The following is a 20922-nucleotide window of genomic DNA, read 5'->3' as shown; positions in this document are numbered from 1 at the left end:
TTTTAAGCTCATCGGTTTGCCATTATGGCTTCAATATCAGCCACGGTTTTAACTGCGTTTTTGGTCAAAATCTCGCAACCATTTTGCGTCACCAACACGTCATCTTCAATACGAATACCAATATTCCAAAACGCTTTCGGTACATTTTCTGCGGGGCGAATATAGCAACCCGGCTCTACGGTAAGTGTCATATAGGGCTCTAGCATGCGCCAGTTGTCTAGCTTGTCTTTAGATTTGGACTCTTTATATTCTCCTGCATCATGCACATCTAAACCCAGCCAATGCCCAGTGCGGTGCATGTAAAACTGCCGATAGTCGCCACTTTCCAGCACTGCGTCTTTGCTGCCTTTACATAATTTCATATCAATAAAACCTTGCACCAAAACATCCAGCGCTGCTTCATGGGGTGCATTCCAATGACTTTGCGGCTTAACTTGAGAAATTGCCGCAGCCTGGGCAGCCAAGACCAAATCATAAACATCTTTTTGCACAGGCGTAAATTTTCCATTGACTGGAAAAGTGCGTGTAATGTCAGAGGCGTAACCCTCCAACTCACAACCCGCATCAATCAATAACAAATCGCCATTGTTAAGCTTCGCGTTATTTGCGGTGTAGTGCAGAGTGCAAGCGTTGGCGCCACTTGCAACAATGCTGGTATAAGCAGGCGCTTGTGCACCTTTTCGATAAAATTCATGCAAAAACTCTGCTTCAATTTCATATTCCATCATATTTGGCCTAGTAAAGTTAGACCCAATATACTGCATCGCGCGGTTATGTGCGCTCGCAGCGATATTGGCTGACTGCCGCATCAAGTCAATCTCAAAAGGGGATTTAAACAAGCGCATTTCATCCATTAATTTACGAACGTCGCTTATATTATCAGGCGCACTTACACCACTTCTGGCCTGCGCGCGCAAGGTATTCATCCAGCCCATTACCCGTGCGTCCCAGCTGGTATTTTCGCCTAAGCTGCAATATAACTTTGGCTGATTCGCCAGCAGCTTCAAGACTATGGCATCAAGTTCATTGATTGAATAGGCCTCATCAAAACCAAAAGTTTCTCGTGCAGCATCTGCTCCAAAACGAAAACCATCCCAAATTTCGCGTTCAATATCTTTATCGCGACAAAAAAGAATACTTTTTGGATTGTCACCCGCAACCAATAACAATACTGATTCAGGTTCTTTAAATCCGGTTAAGTAATAAAAATAACTATCGAAACGGTACGGGTAATGGCTATCTCGGTTTCGAATAGCTTCCAGTGCGGTAGGAATAATGGCGATGCCCACGCTCACGCTGGCAAGCAATTGCTCTCTGCGTTGCTGAAATTCTTTTAGGTCAAACATCAGGCACTTTCAAAATGGATATTCCATTGACCGCAATTTTACACCCTACTGCCGTTTGATAGTGGCGTTTATATAGTGCAGTTTGGTGGTATGAAAAAAGCTCGCACGCATTACTGCAGTATGAGCTTTGGCGTTACTTCACGCTATTTATTTTTTCATTTCGCTGTTATAAAAAGCTGTTGCTTTTTTAATGATTGTTTTTGGTTGTTGCATATACATCTCTTTTGCTTCTTCATTACCGAAACAATACACTTTACCACCACGACTGACCTGAATTGAGCAATCTGTCGCAATCAATTTACCCATTGATAAACCTGTGGTGCAATGACCACCAAACTGTACTTTTGAGTAGAATTTTGTGGCTTTATCCACCACGCCTTGCGGGTCTTTCATATACATTTCTTTAGCTTCTTCGTTACCAAAGCAATAAGTTTTGCCGTCAAGCTCGGCATTGATAGAGCAATCTGTGGCAATGGTTTTACCCATCGACAAACCCGTGGTACAAAAATCACCCAACTCGCCCGCATAAGCGAAGTTGGCAGTAAGTGCAAAAGCTGAAGCAATAATTAATTGAGCTATTTTCATGGTAGTTACCTTTTCAAAATGGATGAATAAACTGTGCTGCTACAAAATGCATTTAGCACAGATGGTGCCAGTATCATGACAAATTGAATGTTACTCAGTGATAAATATCACAAAGGAAATAGAATGTTTTTATGATAAGCCTTTTGAATTGAAGGCTAACTGCGCATCTAACATACTCAGGCGCTCTGGCGTACCAACATCATGCCACACCCCTTGATAATGCTCGGCAGTGGCTTTGTTTTGTGCAATCGCCAGCCTGAGTAACGGAGCGAGTTTTGCAGGCTCACCACGCGCGATACTGGCGAACAACTCTGGGTGATATACGCCAACGCCTGAAAACGTGAGCTTTTGTGTGCCTTCGTTTTTCAGCATGCCGTCTTGAATTGCAAAGTCGCCTTGTGGGTGTTGCGGCGGATTATCCACTAACACCAAATGTGCAAGGTTATTAGGATTTAATTTAAGTTGCGCAAAATCCATTTCAGTAAAAGTATCTCCGTTCACTACTAAAAAAGGTTCGTCTCCCAATAATGGCAAGGCGTTAGCGATACCGCCTGCAGTTTCCAGCGCAATCTTTTCGGGACTATATTGAATAGTTAAACCCCATTGACTGCCATTCCCTAAAGCAGCTTCAATCAGCCCACCTAAATGCGCGTGATTAATAACAATTTCTTTAAATCCAGCTTTTGCTAAACGCTCTAAATGCCAAACAATGAGTGGCTTTCCACCTACTTTCAACAAAGGTTTGGGCGTATGGTCTGTTAGTGGGCGCATACGCTCCCCACGCCCTGCGGCTAGAATCATGGCTTTCATCGTTATAATTTCAGCAACATTTTGTAATTAGCATCGGGGTGTTTATCTTGCCCACTTAATGCATCTAATAATCGCAACATCGGCCGCAATTCCACATACCGCTCACACACTTTTCGTAAATAACCCATCACTAACGGCATGTCTTTTAGGTAACCGTTTTTACCATCGCGATGACTTAAGCGCGCAAAAATACCCAGTATTTTAATATGCCGTTGCGCACCCATCCATTCGAAGTCACGATAAAACTCACTGAAATCATCTGGCACAGGCAAGCCTGCTTTTTTGGCAGGTTGCCAATAACGTACGGCCCAATCAATGATTTGCTCTTCTTCCCAACTAATATAGGCATCTTTTAACAATGACACTAAATCATAGCTAATTGCGCCATATACGGCATCCTGAAAATCCAAAACCCCTGGGTTGTTTTCTTGAGTAATCATGAGGTTACGCGAATGAAAATCTCGATGCACGTAAACCTGACCTTGTGCGAGAATATTTTTATTCAAAATTTCAAAAGTGTTTTTCAAGACTATTTGCTGTTCGTTATTCAGGTTAACATTCAAGTGTTTAGCCACGTACCAGTCTGGGAACAGCTGCATCTCACGTGTAAGCATGGCCGCATCATAAGCAGGCAACTTATCAGGTTTACCGGCAAGCTGCAGCTTAATGAGTGTATTAGTGGCGTCTTGATATAGCTTAGGTGCGCTTTGTGTATTTAATTGTGTTAAATAAGTATCGTCTCCCAAATCACTTAAAAGCAAAAAGCCATGCGTTAAGTCTTGGGCGAGTACTTGTGGCACATTAAGTCCGGCATCCAGAAAAAGCTTAGCGATGTTAACAAATGGCGCGCAGTCCTCTTGTGGCGGCGGCGCATCCATGGCAATCAGTGTTTGATGACCCAAATACGAGTTAGCCAAATGTACTCTAAAATAACGCCTGAAGCTGGCATCAGCTGAAGCTGTTGTCAGCGTAAAACTCGCTTGTTGCAAAATGGTGTTCAACCAAATGACTAGTTGTTGTTGTCTATCATCCACGACTATCTATCCAATGTTATATAATGTTGTATTGTGCCGTTTTCAGCCTGAAATACACGACGTGTAAAGCGGTGAATACGATTTATTGATTGCCAAAAAACCCAATTTATGAGATTTTATCACTGATAAAATAAAACAGCCTGTCTATATACCCGTGCCTTCTATTTCTCAACTCTTCAATGTGTTAATTTCATGCTAAAAAGCCGTTTTTTTAGCGTCATTACCATGGTTTTATTACTTTGCAGCTTGCGCACGCAAGCGGAAGGTGAGATTACGCCACTTGGCACTGCATCACCTGAAACCCAATCAATTAGCCTTTCAACTGCCGAAGTAGCAGATGACGCTCTTGTGATTGATGGTGATAAACTTGAATTGCAGCTTGACAGAAAAATGCGGGCGACTGGCAATGCCTCCATTAGCCGCGGTAAACAAAGCATAACGGGCGATGTGATTGACTACGATGTGCAAAATGATGAGTTGAATGTTAAAGGCAATGCAACCATTAACATGGGAAATGCCAAGCTCACGGGCCCTGAGCTGCACATGCGCTTATCTGAAAACATAGGTGAAATTAAAGATGCTTCAATCAGCATGGTTGAAGCGGCTGAAACTAAAAAAAATCAGCCCGTTACTGGTAGCTCGGAGCAATTTTCTAAAAGTTTAGGTAACCTGCAAAGCCCGCAAATTGGCGGAATGAGCAGTTACTCTATCGCCTCGGATATTAATCAGGCTAAAGGCTCTTTAGGTGCTGAATCTGACCTGAAATCACAACTTCCAAGGTCGAGTTCGCGCGGCGATGCCGACGCTATTATTTTTGAAGGTCAGGATAAAAAGCGCCTGAAAAATGCGCGCTATACCACTTGCGAAGTGGGTGTGGATGATTGGTATATTAAAGCCAAAGAATTAGAACTTAATGATTACACCGAATCAGGGGTTGCTAAAAATGCCTACATCGAATTTAAAGGCGTGCCGCTCATTTACACGCCATGGATAAGCTTCTCATTTAACAATCAGCGTAAAAGCGGCTTACTTGCGCCTACCTATGGCACTACGTCCAAAAGTGGCTTTGAGCTATCTGTACCATTTTACTGGAATATATCACCCAATATGGACGCCACCCTTGCAACACGTGTTTTAAGTAAGCGCGGCGTTCAATTGCAAGGCGAGTTTAGATATTTAGAGGACACATTTTCTGGTATTGATAACCTTGAATACCTGCCAAGCGATAACCAAAATGGTCTAAATCGTTATTATGCAAACTTAAAACATCAGCACAATCTGGGCAACGGCTGGTCTGCTGGCTATAGCTTAGAAAAGGTATCGGATGACCAATATTTTTCTGACTTATCAACGCGAATAGTCACCACCAGCCGAGTGAATTTACCGCAACAATTTAATTTGAATTACGGAGATGATACATGGAGCTTTAATGCGCTTGCTCAAAAATTTCAAACCTTGGATAACGTGTCGTATCCTTACGAACGTTTGCCGCAAATGACATTGAACGGCAACAAATATTTTGGCGATGTGAATGCAAATTTATACACGCAGCTTGTCGCGTTCGATACGAATAAGAATGCGCCAACTACAGTAACTGGGACAAGATTTAGCTTTTATCCAAGCATTAGCTTGCCGATGAATAAATCCTACGGCTACATTACCCCTAAATTAGGCATTCATCACACCAGTTACAGCCTTAGCAATGATCCCAACAACCAAAGTTCTGCTGAACGCACCCTGCCTATAGTGAGCGTAGATAGCGGCTTATTTTTTGATCGGGACTTCAAATTTAATGACCAAGGTTATTCGCAAACGATAGAGCCTAGAATGTATTATGTATATATTCCATATTCAAAACAGTCCAATATTCCAATTTTTGATACCAGCGAATATGACTTGAACTTTAGTAGCCTTTTCAGTGAAAACCAGTTTACCGGCAATGACCGTATCAATAACGCAAATCAGCTTAGTTTGGCGCTCACCACTCGACTCATTGAGTCTGATACTGGCGCTCAGCGTCTTTCAGCTTCGATTGGGCAGCGTTATTACTTTGCCGATCAAAAAGTAGGGCTGCCTGGCGCAACGTTACGCGAAAGCAATAGTTCGGATATTATTGCGGGCTTGAGTACCAATTTACAAAATCATTGGGATATTAATGCGATTTGGCAATACAACACTGACGATTCACGCTCAGTTCACACGACGCTGACAAGCCGTTATAATCCAGAACCAGGAAAAACACTTAATCTAAGCTATAGTTACAGACGTGACGGATCAGGCACCGCTTCAGCAGCAGGTCTTGACCAGTTTGACATATCGGCCCAATGGCCATTGGGTAAAGGCTGGTATGGCATAGGCCGCGCCAACTACTCATTACGTGAAAGCCAAATTATCGAAACACTTGCAGGCTTAGAGTATGATGCTGGTTGTTGGCAAACAAGAACGGTTATTCAGCGCGTCAGCACCGCCACTGCGAATGCCAACTATGCGCTGTTTTTTCAACTTGAACTCGGCGGCTTAGCTTCAATTGGCGCTAACCCATTATCAACAATCAAACGTAACATTCCAGGCTATGTGAACACAGGGCTTATCCCTGACACCTACCAACAACCTTATTACGAGTAACTATTTTGAGCGCTTTTATTAAACATACCCTTCACCTTCTGTTACTTTCCAGTGCGTTACTTATGGCTGGTCAATTTAACGCCCACGCTGCGGGCGTTGTTAAGTTAGACCGCATCGTGGCCGTTGTCGACCAAACCGTTATCACGGAGCAAGAACTGGAGAGCCGCATTGCCACTGTGACTGCACAACTGAAGAAACAAGGTACTGAATTACCTGAAGAAAGTATTTTACGTAAACAAATTTTAGAACGCTTAATTTCAGACACCCTGCAAATTCAATATGCGGCGCAAATCGGCCTTAAGGTGGATGACAATCAATTAGATAAAACCATTGAGCGCATTGCCGAGCAAAACCAATTAAGCCTGACTGAGTTTAGTGAAGCCCTTGCTAAAGACGGTATTAGCATGCGTAAATTTAGAGCTGACATCCGTAACGAAATCACCATTGCGCGTCTGAGAGAACGTGAAGTTGATGGCCGAGTCAACGTAAGCGAGTCGGAAATTGATAATTATTTAACTTCACAAGCCTCCAGAAATGAAAATCAGGACGAATTTGAAATATCTCATATTCTAATTCGTACGCCAGAAGAAGGCGCTACTGAAGATATTCAAAAAGCTAAAGCCAAAGTAGACAAGGCGGTTAATGAGCTTAAATCAGGCACAAGCTTTGCCAAAGTTTCTGTGAGCTTCTCAGATGCGCCCAATGCCCTGGAAGGCGGTAATTTGGGCTGGAAAAGCGGAGCACAAATGCCCGCCCTGTTTTTAGACGCCCTGAAAAATATGCAAAGTGGTGAAATTTCACCAGTACTACGAAGCCCAAATGGTTTTCACATATTGAAGCTTACCAACAAACGCGGCGGTAATTCGCCACTAGTGATTCAACAAACGCATGCGCGTCACATTCTCATCAAACTATCTGAAGTCATGTCTGACAATGAAGCCAAACAAAAAATGGATGTCATTAAAGAGCGTTTGGATAACAACGAAAAATTTGAAGCACTCGCGCGCCAATACTCTGAAGACAGCACAGCTTCAAACGGCGGCGACTTGGGCTGGGTGAATCCAGGCGATACAGTACCGCAATTTGAAAAAGCCATGAACGACCTTAAAGACAACCAAATCAGTCAGCCTGTTCGCAGTCAATTTGGCTGGCACATTATTCAGGTGATTGAGCGCCGCTCGCAAGATATGAGTAAAGAGTCTGCCCGAATGAAAGCACGCCAGGAAATTCGCGGCCGCAAGGCGGATGAAGCCTATCAAGACTGGATTCGCGAGTTGCGCGACCGTGCTTATGTCGAACTAAGACTTGAAGATAAGTTTTAACCGACTTAGTTCCAGACGCGCTATTTTCAAACACCCCGCATTCAGACACCTGTTAATCTCGTGAGCCGCTCATTACCCACTATTGCTATCACAGCAGGTGAGCCCGCTGGCATAGGGCCTGATTTGTGCGTAATGCTAGCGCACAAATCACTCAATGCCAGCGTCGTAGTAGTTGCTGACGCAGAAATGCTTAAGGCGCGCGCAGTACAGCTTAAGTTAAGCCTAAAAATCACTCCCTACACTCCAAATAATATCCAAAAACACGTTGGCGACGGGGCATTAACAGTATTACATGAGCCGATAAGCACCCCCGTAATTGCTGGCAGTTTAGATGCACGAAACAGTCAATATGTATTAGAAACGCTAAAAAGAGCAGCACTAGGGTGTTTGGAAAATGTATTTGATGCTATGGTCACCGCACCCGTTCACAAGGGCATTATTAACGATGCTGGCATTGCCTTTAGCGGTCACACCGAGTTTTTAGCAGAACTTACAAAAGAATCTCAAACCAATACTCCCCAAGTAGTCATGATGCTGGTCGGCAGTGGCTTGCGAGTTGCACTTGCCACAACGCACTTAGCGCTTAAAGATGTGCCCGCCGCCATTACGCAAAACAGTTTAGAAGCGACCATTCGTATTCTGCACCACGATTTAGTGCATAAATTTGGCTTAGACAACCCACGTATTTTAGTCGCAGGCTTAAACCCTCACGCAGGTGAAGATGGCTATTTAGGCCGTGAGGAAATCGAAGTGATTAACCCTGTGCTAGAAAAACTGCGCGCTGAAGGTATGCAACTCATAGGCGCGCTTCCAGCGGACACCTTATTTGCGAAGCATCATTTAAGTAAAGCCGATGCTGTACTCGCCATGTATCACGACCAAGGCTTGCCTGTGCTTAAGCATGCCAGTTTTGGTGAAGGCGTAAATGTCACGCTCGGCTTGCCCATCATCCGCACTTCAGTTGACCATGGCACCGCACTGGGCTTAGCTGGAAAAAACAGTGCCGGTACAGGCAATATCGAAATTGGCAGCATGCTGGCAGCTATTGAATTGGCCATTACACTAGCGAATAATAAATCTAAAAGCGCAATCAACTCATGAAACACATTGCAAAAAAACGCTTCGGGCAAAACTTTCTCACTGACCAAAGCGTGATTGCAAGCTTGGTAGAAGCTATTTCACCCAAAGCGGATGATTTAATGGTCGAGATTGGCCCAGGCTTAGGCGCGCTCACAAAGCCTTTATTAAAGAAGTTGAATCATCTGCATGTGGTCGAGGTTGATCGCGACATCATCGCATGGATGCAAAAAGAATACGCACCATCAAATAGCAAACTCGGCAACATCACAATCCACAATGCCGATGCGCTTAAGTTTGATTTTACTAGCTTGGGAAACAACCTTCGAGTAACGGGCAACCTACCCTATAACATTTCAACGCCAATTTTATTTCATCTGCTAGATAACGTGTCCAGCATTACCGACATGCATTTTATGCTGCAAAAAGAAGTGGTTGAGCGTATGGTCGCAGAGCCATCCACACCAGCATACGGGCGTTTAAGCGTCATGTTGCAATATCGCTTAAAGATGGATTACTTAATCACAGTGCCACCAGAAGCTTTCGTGCCTGCACCAAAAGTCGAATCAGCTTTTGTGCGCTGCGTGCCTCACGCTAATTTGCCGTTTGTTGCAAATGACGAAACTATGTTTGCCAAAGTGGTGCTAGCTGCATTCGGACAGCGACGTAAAACCTTGCGCAACACGCTAAAGGGCTTGCTTGAAGACGATGGATTTACCGCACTCAATATCAACTCACAACTTCGCGCAGAAAATTTGAGCGTGGCCGATTTTGTCGCCATCGCAAATTACTTACACAAACTCTAGTAGCGACGGGGCGTCGCTACTACATTAAATTTTGGCAGTCAACGAATCTTAGCCACATAAAGTGCTGTTATAATTTAAACAAATAAAATTTAAATAAACTAACTATTCATTGGGAGCAATTTTGCGAATCATCCTCTTAGGCGCACCGGGCGCAGGCAAAGGTACACAGGCCACTTACTTACGTGAAAAATTCAATATCCCACAAATTTCTACAGGCGATATGCTACGCGCTGCGGTTAAGGCAGGCACACCATTAGGCTTAGAAGCAAAAAGTTTTATGGACAGCGGTGGTTTAGTGCCAGATGCGGTGATAATCGGCCTGGTAAGCGAACGTATTAAAGAAGCAGATTGCGCCAACGGCTTTTTATTCGACGGCTTTCCACGCACCATTCCACAAGCTGAAGCCATGAAAAATGCAGGCGTAGGTATTGACTACGTAGTTGAAATCGACGTCCCAGACGAAGCAATTGTTGAACGTATGAGTGGTCGCCGTAGCCACCCTGCAAGCGGTCGTACTTACCACGTAAAATTCAACCCGCCAAAAGTAGCTGGCAAAGACGATGTAACAGGTGAGGACTTAGTTCAGCGCGAAGATGATAAAGAAGAAACCGTTAAAACGCGTCTAAATGTATATCACAGCCAGACTAAACCATTAGTTAAATACTATGCAGATTGGGCTAATAGCGGCTTAAATGGCGCACCTAAACATGTCTTTGTGAATGGTTTAGGTGAAATGAATGTAATTCGGGATAATATTTTTTCGGCATTAAAATAAACACGATAGGTGTGCAAAATAAATTAATTTGCACACCCTACGTTTGCTATATTGCCCCCCAATAGCGTGCAGCCTTAAATAAGCTACTGGCCGAAATGAGTAACCATTAAACTTACAAAGGGTTAATCCATGAGCAAAAGCGATAGTCTAGACACTGAATACCCTCTTAATGGTTGCCCAGAAATTCGCCGTGTTAATGCTGGTGCCGTCATCGACTGGCTTCATGCTGGCGTGACAGACACTCATCGAGGAGGCCGAGCCAGCCTCTTCTATGGCGTTGTTTTTACTGTCACTGGTCTGCTAATACATACTTTTTTCGCAGAAAACTATTGGCTCTTGGCGGGGCTAACCACAGGATTTCTCCTGCTCGGGCCTTTTCTTGCGATGGGGCTCTACGACCTGAGTCGCCGAATGGAACTAGGCGAACCACCGAAACTTATCCCGACCCTAACTGCCTGGCGCCCTAACCTTATCAACGTCAGTTTGTTCGCTGGGTTATTAGTGGTTGTTCTGCTAGTATGGACACGGGCATCTCTCGTTATTTTTGCTTACTTTTTTAATAATGATTTTCCAACTTTTACCGATGTTGTACTTAATGTAATCACGTTCAAACAGCCCAACTTTACACTCCTCTATTTTGCTGCAGGCGGGCTTTTTGCGACCTTCATCTTTGCTATTAGCGTTATTGCCGTACCACTGATGATGGATCGCAAGACCAGTGCGGCCACCGCGGTCATGGCCAGCCTGATTGCCTGCCGACGCAACCCTGTTCCAATGCTACTATGGGCATTTTGCATTGTAGTGCTTGTCGGCTTTGGTTTAGCAACGAGTTTTCTTGGTTTGATTGTGACTATGCCAGTGGTTGGGCACGCAAGTTGGCACGTCTATCGGAGCCTAGTCGAAACAAATAATCACAAAGACGACAACGCATAGCCAGCGTAAGGCGGGAAAGACGGTTTTAATTTCCCACCACTTCGGCAGGCTCAACGCAGGCATTGCATTGGTTCGTAAGCTTTGTCTACAAACTCCACAATATCGACCTCTGGAAATCGTTACTGATGAAACGCTTATACCAATATTTTTTTCGCGGTTTAATTACAGCATTGCCGCTTGGCCTAACGGTATATTTTCTCTACCTATTTTTGACCTGGGCAGAAAAGTTTGCCATGTGGTGGATTCGCCCTTTTATAGGCGAATTTTACTTACCAGGCTTAGGTCTTGTACTCGGTATTGCCAGTATTATTCTGCTCGGCTTCCTGATTTCTCACCGGCACGTAGGAAAACTACTTTCACTGGTGGAATTGCCTTTTACCAATCTACCCGTTGTCAAAAGCATTTATACTTCTCTTAAGAATTTTGCCGATTACTTTTCTCCACATAAAGACACGCCTCCGCAACAGGTGGTCACGCTAAAAATGCCTGGAAATGATTTGGAAATGGTGGGTTTGATTACCCGCCAAAACCTTGCCGACCTACCCAAGGGCTTCTTGCAAGGCGATCGCGTAGCGGTCTATTTGCCAATGGGTTATATGATTGGCGGCTATACGGTATTTGTGCCACGCGACTGGCTACAGCCTATTGATATGTCGGTAGAAGAAGCAATGCGATCATCGTTATTCGCGTGGATGGCTACTCACAATAACGTCAATAGCAAGTAGCGTATCCAAAATAGTTTCTTTCTCCCTCTATTGTAATGGCTCACCAACTTTGTTTGGATACCAAGCAGCACGCCTCTATCTTTGCAAACACATCTACTGACAATCCAACATAAAAAAACGCTTCACGGTATAATTTCGTGATTCATTTAATACTCAAGAATAGTTAAATTATGCAACAGCAGTACCCTTTCAAAGACATTGAACAATCCGCCCAAACCTACTGGGACGCTAATCAAACTTTTGCCGCATCTGAAACCTCAGATAAACCTAAGTATTACTGCTTATCCATGTTCCCCTACCCCAGCGGACGCCTGCACATGGGGCATGTGCGCAACTACACGATTGGTGACGTACTCAGCCGCTTTCACAAGATGAAGGGCTATAACGTCATGCAGCCGATGGGTTGGGATGCGTTTGGCCTGCCAGCTGAAAATGCGGCGATTAAAAATAATACCGCGCCTGCAAAATGGACCTATGAAAATATTGAACACATGAAAACCCAGCTTAAACAGTTGGGTTTAGGCGTGGATTGGAACCGTGAAATCGCCACTTGCAAACCTGAGTACTACAAATGGGAGCAATGGTTATTCACGGAGCTTTTCAAAAAAGGCTTAATCTACAAAAAAACTTCTACCGTCAATTGGGATCCTGTTGATGGCACCGTGCTTGCCAACGAGCAGGTAATTGATGGTCGCGGATGGCGTAGTGGCGCACTGGTTGAAAAGCGCGATATTCCGCAGTATTTTATGAAAATCACTGCTTATGCAGAAGAGTTACTGAACGATTTAGACAAGCTAGACGGCTGGCCTGAGCAGGTAAAAACCATGCAACGCAACTGGATAGGCAAAAGCTACGGTTGTGAGGTGGAGTTTCCCATCACATACCCTGAACTGGTTGGTGAGCTTGTCGAACCAGTCGAAGGGCAAGCAGACAACCTCAAAGTCTATACCACACGCCCGGATACTTTAATGGGTGCGACTTATGTGGCTGTTGCAGCAGAACATGCCTTGGCGACGCATGCAGCACAAAACAACCCGGCATTAGCTGACTTTATTGCTGAATGTAAGCGTGGTAGCGTGGCTGAGGCGGACGTAGCAACTGCTGAGAAAAAAGGCATGGCTACTGGTTTATTTGTGAAGCATCCACTTAATGGCGAACAATTGCCAGTGTGGGTTGCAAACTACGTGTTAGCGAGCTATGGTGAAGGCGCAGTGATGGCTGTGCCAGCGCATGATGAACGTGATTTTGAATTTGCAGGTAAATACAACTTGCCAATTAAAGCGGTTATTAAAAATACTGATGCTGATACATTGCCGATGACTGAACACGGTGTTTTGTTTGATTCTGGCGATTTTAACGGCTTAGATTTTGATGGTGCGAGCGCTACAATTGCAGCTGCATTATCAGCTAAAAATTTAGGTAAACGCCGCACTCAATTTCGCTTGCGTGATTGGGGCGTTTCACGTCAACGCTACTGGGGTTGTCCAATCCCTATCATTCACTGCGAAAAATGCGGTGAAGTGCCAGTGCCGGCAGAGCAATTGCCAGTGGTATTGCCAGAAGATGTAATAATGGATGGCGTAGGCTCGCCAATTAAAAAAGACCCTAGTTTTTACGAAACCACATGCCCGACATGCGGCGGTAAAGCCACACGCGAAACTGATACTCTAGACACCTTCTTTGAATCGTCTTGGTACTTTGCACGCTATGCCAGTTTTGATAGCAACACAGCCATGGCGGACGAACGCGCAAACTACTGGTTACCTGTTGACCAATACGTGGGCGGCATTGAGCATGCTATTTTGCATTTACTCTATGCACGCTTTTTTAACAAACTGATGCGCGATGTAGGTTTAATTAAAAATGATGAGCCGTTTACCAATTTGCTCACGCAAGGCATGGTGCTGAAAGATGGCAGTAAAATGAGTAAATCGAAAGGCAACACGGTTGATCCACAGGAGTTGATTGATACTTATGGTGCAGATACCGCACGTCTATTCATGATGTTCGCAGCGCCACCAGAGCAAAGTCTAGAGTGGGCTGACAGCGGTGTTGAAGGCGCAAATCGCTTTTTGCGCAGACTATGGAAAGCCACTTATGACCACGTTGAGTTAGGCCAAACGTCTGCCTACACAGAAGGTGAACTCAATGCAGAGCTTAAAGCAATAAGATTACAACTTCATCTCACCATAGAAAAAGTAGCAGATGATTATGGCCGCCGCCATAGTTTTAACACCGCAATTTCTTCGGTAATGGAGATGATGAATGCGCTGGCAAAAGTGGAAGGCGCAGACGAAACTACCCGTAGCGTTCGCCAGGAAGTTTTGCAAAATGTAGCTTTATTACTCTCACCAATTGTGCCGCATATTTGCCAGGCCATTTGGGCTGAGCTATGTCCGCAAAGCCATATTCTGGATGCAGGCTGGCCTGTCGCGGATAAATCTGCCATGGTGCAAGACAGCGTAGAATATGTCATTCAGGTAAATGGTAAATTGCGCGGTAGCATTACCGTGGCAAAAACTGAAACTAAAGAAGCGTTAGAAAAACTGGCTTTACAACAGCCTTTTGTGCAAAAATTCATTGAAGACAATATGTCTGTGCGCAAAGTGATAGTTGTACCAAATAAACTCATTAACGTAGTTGTGGGGTAAATTATGCAAAACATCGTGCGCCGTATCAGCCTGACACTTTTATTCACACTCATGCTTTCTGCCTGCGGATTTCAGTTGCGTGGTATTGCTGAGTTATCTTTCAAACACTTGTATATTCAAGGGAGTCCACTCAGCATTTCCAGGGATTTAAAACAATCTTTCAAAATCAATGGCATACAAGTAGTTGAGAACGTTGAGCAAGCTGAACTATTACTTGAATTGCTAAGTGAAACTAATGAAAAGAGAATTTTATCTTTGAGCGGAAGTGGTGTGGTGCGTGAATACGAACTTAACTATCGAGTAAGTTTTAGAACGCGCGAGCCTGCAAGCCCAACTTGGAGTGCCCCGCAAACAGTGCAATCACGCCGAGATTTTTCATATAACGATGTTGCCTTGCTGGGTAAAGCGGAAGAAGAAGTAATGTTGAATAACGATATGCGCAAAGATGCTGTTCGCGAAGTAATGCGCCGTTTAACCGCAGTCAAGCTAACAGCTAAATAGCTCAAAACCCCACGTATGCAACTAGCTCAAGCGCAACTTGAAAAGCACCTCAGCCAAGGCTTAAAACCACTTTATGTGTTGGTGGGCGATGAACCTCTGGCGCAACGTGAAAGCTTGGATACGATTCGCGCCGCCGCCCGACTACAAGGCTTTGATGAACGCACAAGTTTAATTGTTGAACGCTACTTTAACTGGCAACAGATTCAATCATACGGCCAATCAATCTCGCTATTTGCCAGTCAGCGCTTATTAGAGATCAACATTCCCTCAGGTAAACCTGGAGTTGATGGAAGTAAAGCACTTCAAGCGTTAGCCGCCAAAGCAATACCAGACACGACCGTTGTAATTATTCTGCCGACATTAGAGCGTGAAGCTAAAAATAGTGGTTGGTTTAGCACACTTGAAAACAATGCAATGACGATTGCATTAAATGAAGTGGATGCAGTCAACCTGCCAAAATGGATCGCTGGCAGACTGGCATTGCAAGGCCAGTCTGCCAGTTCGCAAACGTTAGAGTTTCTAGCACATCAGGTGGAAGGTAATTTACTTGCTGCTAATCAAGAAGTACAAAAACTTGGGCTTTTGTACCCGCAAGGCGAACTTGCCGATGCAACGGTGCGCGAGGCGGTGCTTAATGTATCGCGATACGATGCCTTTCAGCTTGGCGAAGCGGTGCTGATGGGCGATGCCGCACGCACTGTACGAATATTGCAAGGTCTGCAAGATGAAGGCGAAAATGCGGTCGCAGTTATGAATCCGTTGATGTGGGTGTTACGGCCATTGGTACGCATCAAACAGGCTGAATTACGTGGTGAAAACATCATGAATGCGATGACTAGCGCGCGCATTTATGGCGATAAACAAGTGCCGGTGAAGCGCGCGCTGGCAAGATTAAGCCTGAAGCAGTTAGAAGCAGCTCTGCAAAAGCTGGCGGATATCGATAAAACCGCCAAAGGCGTAATGCTTGGCAATGCCTGGCTTGAAATCTCAAGGCTCTGTTTTGGGCTGGCGAAAGTGCGTGGGCGGTGAATATTATCCGTGTGATTGCCATATAGTGCTGACATAAAGCGTAATACGCTTTTTGCAAACAAATCTGCCAATGAAATGCTTACAGATACTCTGTAAAAATCTATGCGAGCCTGATCCGATCCTATTGATGATATTGATGCCGAACTAAACTCCACCATAAGAATTCTTGCACAAAATAAAAATGACAACTAAAATTACCCCCCCCCCCCCCGCAATCTGAGCATTTAACTCACCCAAAATATCGCCCAGACATAGACGGACTGCGTGCAGTAGCAGTGCTTTCTGTTGTCATTTATCACGCATTTCCTAAATTCATTAGGGGCGGTTTTATTGGTGTAGATATTTTCTTCGTCATCTCTGGCTTTCTAATTTCAACCATTATTTTTGGCAGTTTGGAGCGAAACAGTTTTAATTTTATTGAGTTTTATAGTCGCCGTATCAAACGGATTTTCCCTGCGCTACTTTTAGTGCTCACGGCTAGTTTTGTATTTGGCTGGTTTGCACTACTCGCTGACGAATACAAACAATTAGGTAAGCACATTGCGGGTGGTGCTGGGTTTATTTCCAACTTTTTGTTTTGGAAAGAAAGTGGCTATTTTGATAATGCCGCAGAAACCAAACCGTTATTACACCTCTGGTCGCTGGGTATTGAAGAACAATTTTACATTGTCTGGCCATTGCTGTTGTGGCTGGCTTGGAAAAAACGATTTAATCTACTAACCATTACGATACTGGTTGCGGTCATTTCTTTTGCATTGAACATTAGCAAAGTACATAGTGATGCCGTTGCCGCATTTTACTCACCACAAACCCGATTTTGGGAATTGCTAGTAGGTTCTGTTTTAGCTTATATGACAATGCATAGACGAAGCCTATCACCCAAGTTCAAACACAAACTTGATATGTGGCTTGGTCAAATAATCTATGCACAAGCACCAGAAGCCAACGGCAAAACCTTGCACAATGTTCAATCATTGCTTGGTGCTTTTTTAATTTTAGCGGGCCTGCTTATCATTACCAAAGAACGACATTTTCCAGGTTGGTGGGCAGTTGTGCCGACCTTGGGAGCCTTGCTGATTATTTCGGCAGGTGTGCATTCTTGGTTTAATCGAGTAGTGCTATCAAATCGTGTGCTGGTGTGGTTTGGACTGATTAGTTTTCCACTATATTTGTGGCATTGGCCTTTATTGTCATTTGTCAGAATCATTGAAAGCGGAACCCCTTCTCGTCAGATACGAATTGCTGCAGTTCTAATTTCTATTGCTCTCGCGTGGCTGACATACAAATTTATTGAAAAACCTATTCGGTTTGGTAAGCACGGTAAAGCAAAAACAATCACATTATTTTTGCTAATGATTGCTGTTAGCTGTGCGGCTTATAACGGCTTCAAAAATGATGGCTTTTCTCAATCTCACACATATCAAAAAATAATTAAGAGGAAAGGTTTTGAGCACGCATTTGGCCCTTCATTGTCTTGGTATGAAGGAAAACAAGATTGGTTGTTTCTAGGTAATTCATACGACAATACAGTGGCTAAACTTAAACTTGCTATTGTTCCAAGCGATAGCGAAATAGAAGCCACTAAGGAAATTTTTTCAAACATTTCCAAGGTAGGAGCTCAATCCAATACAAAAGTTATTTTAATTGTTGGTCCGAATAAATCTAGTATCTATTCGGAATACTTACCAGATGAACTTCTGCCATCAACAAAAAAATACAGCAGTTTCTTTTTAGGCAATCTAAAAGATGTTCCAAATCTTACTGTTTACAACCCAACAGATGATTTGCTTAATTCAAAAAAGAACGAGGGAATACTTTATTGGATGACTGACACACACTGGAATAACAAAGGTGCTTTCTTAGCCTATTCAGGCTTCTCAAAACTACTTGGCTTGCCTGTGCCACAGGTTGAATTTCAACATAGTTCAACTCATAGTGGAGACCTTATCGGCATATCTAAACTAAAAGATTTTCCACTACACGCAGAGGATAATTGGGATGTTGTATGGAAAAATAAGCCAGTTTGGACTGAAAACGAAATTCCAGATGAGCAAAAAACAGCGTTCGGGTCTGCTACAGTTGTGTCTAATCAGAATCCGCTTTCAACTAAGTATGTCTGGGTTGTTGGTGATTCATTCACAGGTGCTTTAAAACAATACTTCAACGCGACCTTCAAGGAGGTTCGCTATGTTGGTCAATGGGGTGACAAACTTAAAAATTTACCTGCGGATTTGGCGAAGGCTGACAAGAAACCAGATATGATAATAATTGTCAGAGTAGAGCGGTCATTCTAATTACAACCTCTGGCTGCTCCCCTGAAATAAATTCTGAAAAGCCTTCGGCAACGAGCCAGCCAGGGTAGGGCGTGCAAAACGATTCATCTTGCACACCTTATTTGATATTGATATGACTTTGGTGGGCAAATAACTTCATTTTGCCCACCCTACAAAACTTCAACCCAAGACCATTAGCATGACTGGCTTGTTTCTCACTCAACTGCTGATTGAGCATAATAACTTACAAACTCGTCATCCTCGCGAAAGCGGGGATCCATCTAAGTGTTTTATTAAAATGGATTTCCGCTTTCGCGAGAATGACGAATTTTGGCGTGTTTGTTAAAAACTGAGCCCCATTTCATTTCGTACAAAGCGCTCAGTTAAATGTTTTTATATTCTATTGATAAAAAGTATAATCTCACCATGAACATTCAAATCTACATGCATAACATCGGCATTGAAGCCCGTAAAGCTTCACGCACTATGGCCAGTGCTGATACCATTCAAAAAAACAATGCGCTAAACGCGATTGCCAAGGCGATTTTGCGTGAAAAAGATGTGCTGCTTGCGGCCAATAAACTTGATTTAGACGCAGCTTGTGCCAACGGCCTAGAGCCTGCCATGCTTGACCGTTTGGCGATTAGCGAAAAAACCATTGCCAGCATGGCTGAAGGTTTAATGCAAATTGCCAACCTTGCAGACCCTATTGGCGAAATGACGGATTTTAAATATATGCCAAGCGGTATTCAAATTGGCAAAATGCGCGTACCACTTGGCGTGATTGGTATCATTTATGAAGCACGGCCAAATGTGACGGTAGATGCGGCTGGGCTTTGCATTAAGTCTGGCAATGCAGCCATTTTACGTGGCGGTAGCGAGGCAATCCATTGCAATCAAGCGCTGGCCAAGCTCGTACATGAAGGCTTAAAAGAGGCTGGCTTACCAACCACGGCAGTACAAGTGGTAGAAACCACAGACCGCGCAGCGGTGGGCGAGCTGATTACCATGAAACAGTATGTGGATGTAATCGTGCCACGCGGTGGCAAGGGATTAATTGAGCGCATTTCTAACGATGCGCGCATTCCTGTTATCAAACATTTAGATGGTAATTGCCATGTATATATAGATGACGATGCGGATTTTGATAAAGCCTTACGCATTCTTGAAAACAGCAAAACGCAGCGCTTAGGCACGTGTAATACAGCCGAGTCATTATTGATTGCACGTTCTGTGGCAAAAGAAATGCTACCGAAACTAGCGGATATGCTGACATCACACGGTATTGAAATTCGCGGTTGTGCAGAAACCTGTGCGCTTGTAAAACAGGCAGGCTTTACAGATGTAAAACTAGCTACTGAAGAAGATTTTTACACCGAATATTTAGCGGCGATTATCTCATGCAAAGTAGTCAGCGGGCTTGATGAAGCTATTGCGCATATCAACCAGCATTCATCGCAACACACCGAAGCGATTGTGACAGAAAACTACACTAAAGCACGTAGATTCTTGCGCGAAATCGATTCCAGCAGTGTGATGGTGAATGCCTCAACACGATTTGCTGATGGTTTTGAATATGGCTTAGGTGCTGAAATTGGCATCTCAACTGATAAGTTGCATGCACGAGGACCTGTGGGTTTAGAAGGCCTAACTTCGCTTAAATATATTGTATTGGGCGATGGCCAAGTAAGGGCATAAATGTACACTAACGGGCAAGCTGCCATTGGCATTCTTGGCGGCACATTCAACCCCATCCATTTTGGCCATTTACGCATGGCGCAAGAGCTGGCTGAATCACTCAGCTTAAATGAAGTACGCTTTATCCCATCGGCTAATCCTCCACACAAATCACTGCCTTTAGTAACCGCAGATCACCGCGCAGCTATGGTGCAATTAGCGATTGCCGACAATCCATTATTTTCATTTGATGACCGTGAGTTACGCAGAACTGATACGACGAATACACCATCCTATACCATAGACACATTAGTAAGCCTGCGCACAGAACTGGGTGAGAAAGTGAGTCTGGTTTTGATTATGGGGAGCGATGCATTTACCAAATTCGATACATGGCATCGCTGGCAAGAAATAATCAGTTTGTGCCATATCGCGCTTGTACAAAGGCCTGATAAAAAGCCAAGTAAGCCTTTAGCAAAATCACTGGAAACCTTTTTACACAATCATTACACCGAACATTTTGATGATTTACATGAATCGAATGCTGGCTTTGTGACCATGCAAGCCATTACGCCTTTAGAAATTTCATCCACGGCTATTCGCAGCATCCTGCAACAAAAACATTCTGCACGCTATCTAACGCCACAAAGCGTGCTTGATTTTATTGAAATCAATAAACTGTATGCTTCTATTTAAGCTTAACTATATTTTACTTATAGGCTGACAATTGCTATTAACTCACTAGCACTTTTG

Annotated in this window: 17 protein-coding genes; 13 read left to right on the top strand and 4 right to left on the bottom strand. The window is 43.9% G+C overall.

Translation table 11 applies throughout. The features are described 5' to 3' along the window. Nucleotides 1-8: 8 nt before the first annotated feature. The 4 genes from Q8J82_RS06195 to Q8J82_RS06180 all read right to left on the bottom strand — a co-directional run bounded on the left by Q8J82_RS06195 (nucleotide 9) and on the right by Q8J82_RS06180 (nucleotide 3775). Nucleotides 9-1346: an aminopeptidase P N-terminal domain-containing protein gene (locus Q8J82_RS06195; RefSeq protein WP_305327940.1), complete on the bottom strand. Its 1338-nt coding sequence runs from the start codon at nucleotides 1344-1346 to the stop codon at nucleotides 9-11. Between the two features lie 147 nt (nucleotides 1347-1493). Continuing rightward, entirely contained in the window at nucleotides 1494-1931 is a 438-nt protein-coding gene (locus Q8J82_RS06190; protein ID WP_304909539.1) for a hypothetical protein, read from the bottom strand. 129 nt (nucleotides 1932-2060) lie between these two features. Then, nucleotides 2061-2741: an N-acetylmuramate alpha-1-phosphate uridylyltransferase MurU gene (murU, locus tag Q8J82_RS06185; protein ID WP_304909540.1), complete on the bottom strand. Its 681-nt coding sequence runs from the start codon at nucleotides 2739-2741 to the stop codon at nucleotides 2061-2063. Nucleotides 2742-2743: 2 nt separating this feature from the next. Continuing rightward, nucleotides 2744-3775 carry an aminoglycoside phosphotransferase family protein gene (locus Q8J82_RS06180; RefSeq protein ID WP_304909542.1) on the bottom strand — a complete coding sequence of 344 codons (1032 nt, stop codon included), beginning with the start codon at nucleotides 3773-3775 and terminating at the stop codon, nucleotides 2744-2746. A gap of 192 nt (nucleotides 3776-3967) precedes the next feature. On the opposite strand from Q8J82_RS06180, the gene Q8J82_RS06175 reads away from it, so the two are divergent. The 13 genes from Q8J82_RS06175 (at nucleotide 3968) to nadD (ending at nucleotide 20865) form a co-directional block, all read left to right on the top strand. Next, a complete protein-coding gene (locus Q8J82_RS06175) occupies nucleotides 3968-6400 on the top strand; it encodes an LPS-assembly protein LptD (protein ID WP_305327939.1) in 2433 nt (810 codons plus the stop codon). Between the two features lie 17 nt (nucleotides 6401-6417). After that, nucleotides 6418-7722 (top strand): peptidylprolyl isomerase, encoded by a 1305-nt coding sequence (locus Q8J82_RS06170; protein WP_370653523.1) that lies wholly within the window; start codon nucleotides 6418-6420, stop codon nucleotides 7720-7722. Between the two features lie 60 nt (nucleotides 7723-7782). Beyond that, nucleotides 7783-8823 carry a 4-hydroxythreonine-4-phosphate dehydrogenase PdxA gene (gene pdxA / locus Q8J82_RS06165; RefSeq protein WP_305327938.1) on the top strand — a complete coding sequence of 347 codons (1041 nt, stop codon included), beginning with the start codon at nucleotides 7783-7785 and terminating at the stop codon, nucleotides 8821-8823. Next, complete coding sequence (gene rsmA / locus Q8J82_RS06160) at nucleotides 8820-9605, top strand: 16S rRNA (adenine(1518)-N(6)/adenine(1519)-N(6))-dimethyltransferase RsmA (RefSeq protein ID WP_304908648.1); 786 nt, start codon at nucleotides 8820-8822, stop codon at nucleotides 9603-9605. Before pdxA ends, rsmA begins: the two co-directional genes overlap by 4 nt. 121 nt (nucleotides 9606-9726) lie before the next feature. Then, nucleotides 9727-10380, top strand: coding sequence for an adenylate kinase (adk, locus tag Q8J82_RS06155; protein ID WP_304890156.1), 654 nt, complete (start codon nucleotides 9727-9729; stop codon nucleotides 10378-10380). 129 nt (nucleotides 10381-10509) lie between these two features. After that, nucleotides 10510-11313 (top strand): DUF2189 domain-containing protein, encoded by an 804-nt coding sequence (locus Q8J82_RS06150; RefSeq protein WP_304908646.1) that lies wholly within the window; start codon nucleotides 10510-10512, stop codon nucleotides 11311-11313. Between the two features lie 125 nt (nucleotides 11314-11438). Continuing rightward, the gene (locus Q8J82_RS06145; protein WP_304890154.1) at nucleotides 11439-12038 is read left to right on the top strand and encodes a DUF502 domain-containing protein; all 600 of its coding nucleotides are present in this window, start codon (nucleotides 11439-11441) and stop codon (nucleotides 12036-12038) included. 170 nt (nucleotides 12039-12208) lie between these two features. Continuing rightward, the gene (leuS, locus tag Q8J82_RS06140; protein ID WP_304890153.1) at nucleotides 12209-14689 is read left to right on the top strand and encodes a leucine--tRNA ligase; all 2481 of its coding nucleotides are present in this window, start codon (nucleotides 12209-12211) and stop codon (nucleotides 14687-14689) included. A gap of 3 nt (nucleotides 14690-14692) precedes the next feature. Then, the gene (lptE, locus tag Q8J82_RS06135; RefSeq protein WP_304890152.1) at nucleotides 14693-15190 is read left to right on the top strand and encodes an LPS assembly lipoprotein LptE; all 498 of its coding nucleotides are present in this window, start codon (nucleotides 14693-14695) and stop codon (nucleotides 15188-15190) included. 15 nt (nucleotides 15191-15205) lie between these two features. Then, nucleotides 15206-16219 (top strand): DNA polymerase III subunit delta, encoded by a 1014-nt coding sequence (holA, locus tag Q8J82_RS06130; protein WP_304890151.1) that lies wholly within the window; start codon nucleotides 15206-15208, stop codon nucleotides 16217-16219. Between the two features lie 251 nt (nucleotides 16220-16470). Beyond that, nucleotides 16471-18513 (top strand): acyltransferase family protein, encoded by a 2043-nt coding sequence (locus Q8J82_RS06125; protein ID WP_305327968.1) that lies wholly within the window; start codon nucleotides 16471-16473, stop codon nucleotides 18511-18513. A 405-nt stretch (nucleotides 18514-18918) separates the two neighbouring features. After that, complete coding sequence (locus tag Q8J82_RS06120; protein ID WP_304908645.1) at nucleotides 18919-20190, top strand: glutamate-5-semialdehyde dehydrogenase; 1272 nt, start codon at nucleotides 18919-18921, stop codon at nucleotides 20188-20190. Beyond that, complete coding sequence (gene nadD / locus Q8J82_RS06115; RefSeq protein ID WP_305327937.1) at nucleotides 20191-20865, top strand: nicotinate-nucleotide adenylyltransferase; 675 nt, start codon at nucleotides 20191-20193, stop codon at nucleotides 20863-20865. Nucleotides 20866-20922: the final 57 nt, after the last annotated feature.

Origin of the sequence: Methylotenera sp. (genome assembly GCF_030684185.1) — a bacterium.
GTDB lineage: Bacteria > Pseudomonadota > Gammaproteobacteria > Burkholderiales > Methylophilaceae > Methylotenera.
This window is presented reverse-complemented; position numbering and strand designations above follow the sequence as displayed.

Excerpts from the sequence above, each read along its gene's own strand:
- Q8J82_RS06195 (WP_305327940.1), bottom strand. The coding sequence starts at position 1,346 with ATGTTTGACCTAAAAGAATTTCAGCAACGCAGAGAGCAATTGCTTGCC.
- Q8J82_RS06190 (WP_304909539.1), bottom strand. The coding sequence starts at position 1,931 with ATGAAAATAGCTCAATTAATTATTGCTTCAGCTTTTGCACTTACTGCC.
- murU (WP_304909540.1), bottom strand. The coding sequence starts at position 2,741 with ATGAAAGCCATGATTCTAGCCGCAGGGCGTGGGGAGCGTATGCGCCCA.
- Q8J82_RS06175 (WP_305327939.1), top strand. The coding sequence starts at position 3,968 with ATGCTAAAAAGCCGTTTTTTTAGCGTCATTACCATGGTTTTATTACTT.
- rsmA (WP_304908648.1), top strand. The coding sequence starts at position 8,820 with ATGAAACACATTGCAAAAAAACGCTTCGGGCAAAACTTTCTCACTGAC.
- Q8J82_RS06150 (WP_304908646.1), top strand. The coding sequence starts at position 10,510 with ATGAGCAAAAGCGATAGTCTAGACACTGAATACCCTCTTAATGGTTGC.
- Q8J82_RS06145 (WP_304890154.1), top strand. The coding sequence starts at position 11,439 with ATGAAACGCTTATACCAATATTTTTTTCGCGGTTTAATTACAGCATTG.
- leuS (WP_304890153.1), top strand. The coding sequence starts at position 12,209 with ATGCAACAGCAGTACCCTTTCAAAGACATTGAACAATCCGCCCAAACC.
- lptE (WP_304890152.1), top strand. The coding sequence starts at position 14,693 with ATGCAAAACATCGTGCGCCGTATCAGCCTGACACTTTTATTCACACTC.
- holA (WP_304890151.1), top strand. The coding sequence starts at position 15,206 with ATGCAACTAGCTCAAGCGCAACTTGAAAAGCACCTCAGCCAAGGCTTA.
- Q8J82_RS06120 (WP_304908645.1), top strand. The coding sequence starts at position 18,919 with ATGAACATTCAAATCTACATGCATAACATCGGCATTGAAGCCCGTAAA.
- nadD (WP_305327937.1), top strand. The coding sequence starts at position 20,191 with ATGTACACTAACGGGCAAGCTGCCATTGGCATTCTTGGCGGCACATTC.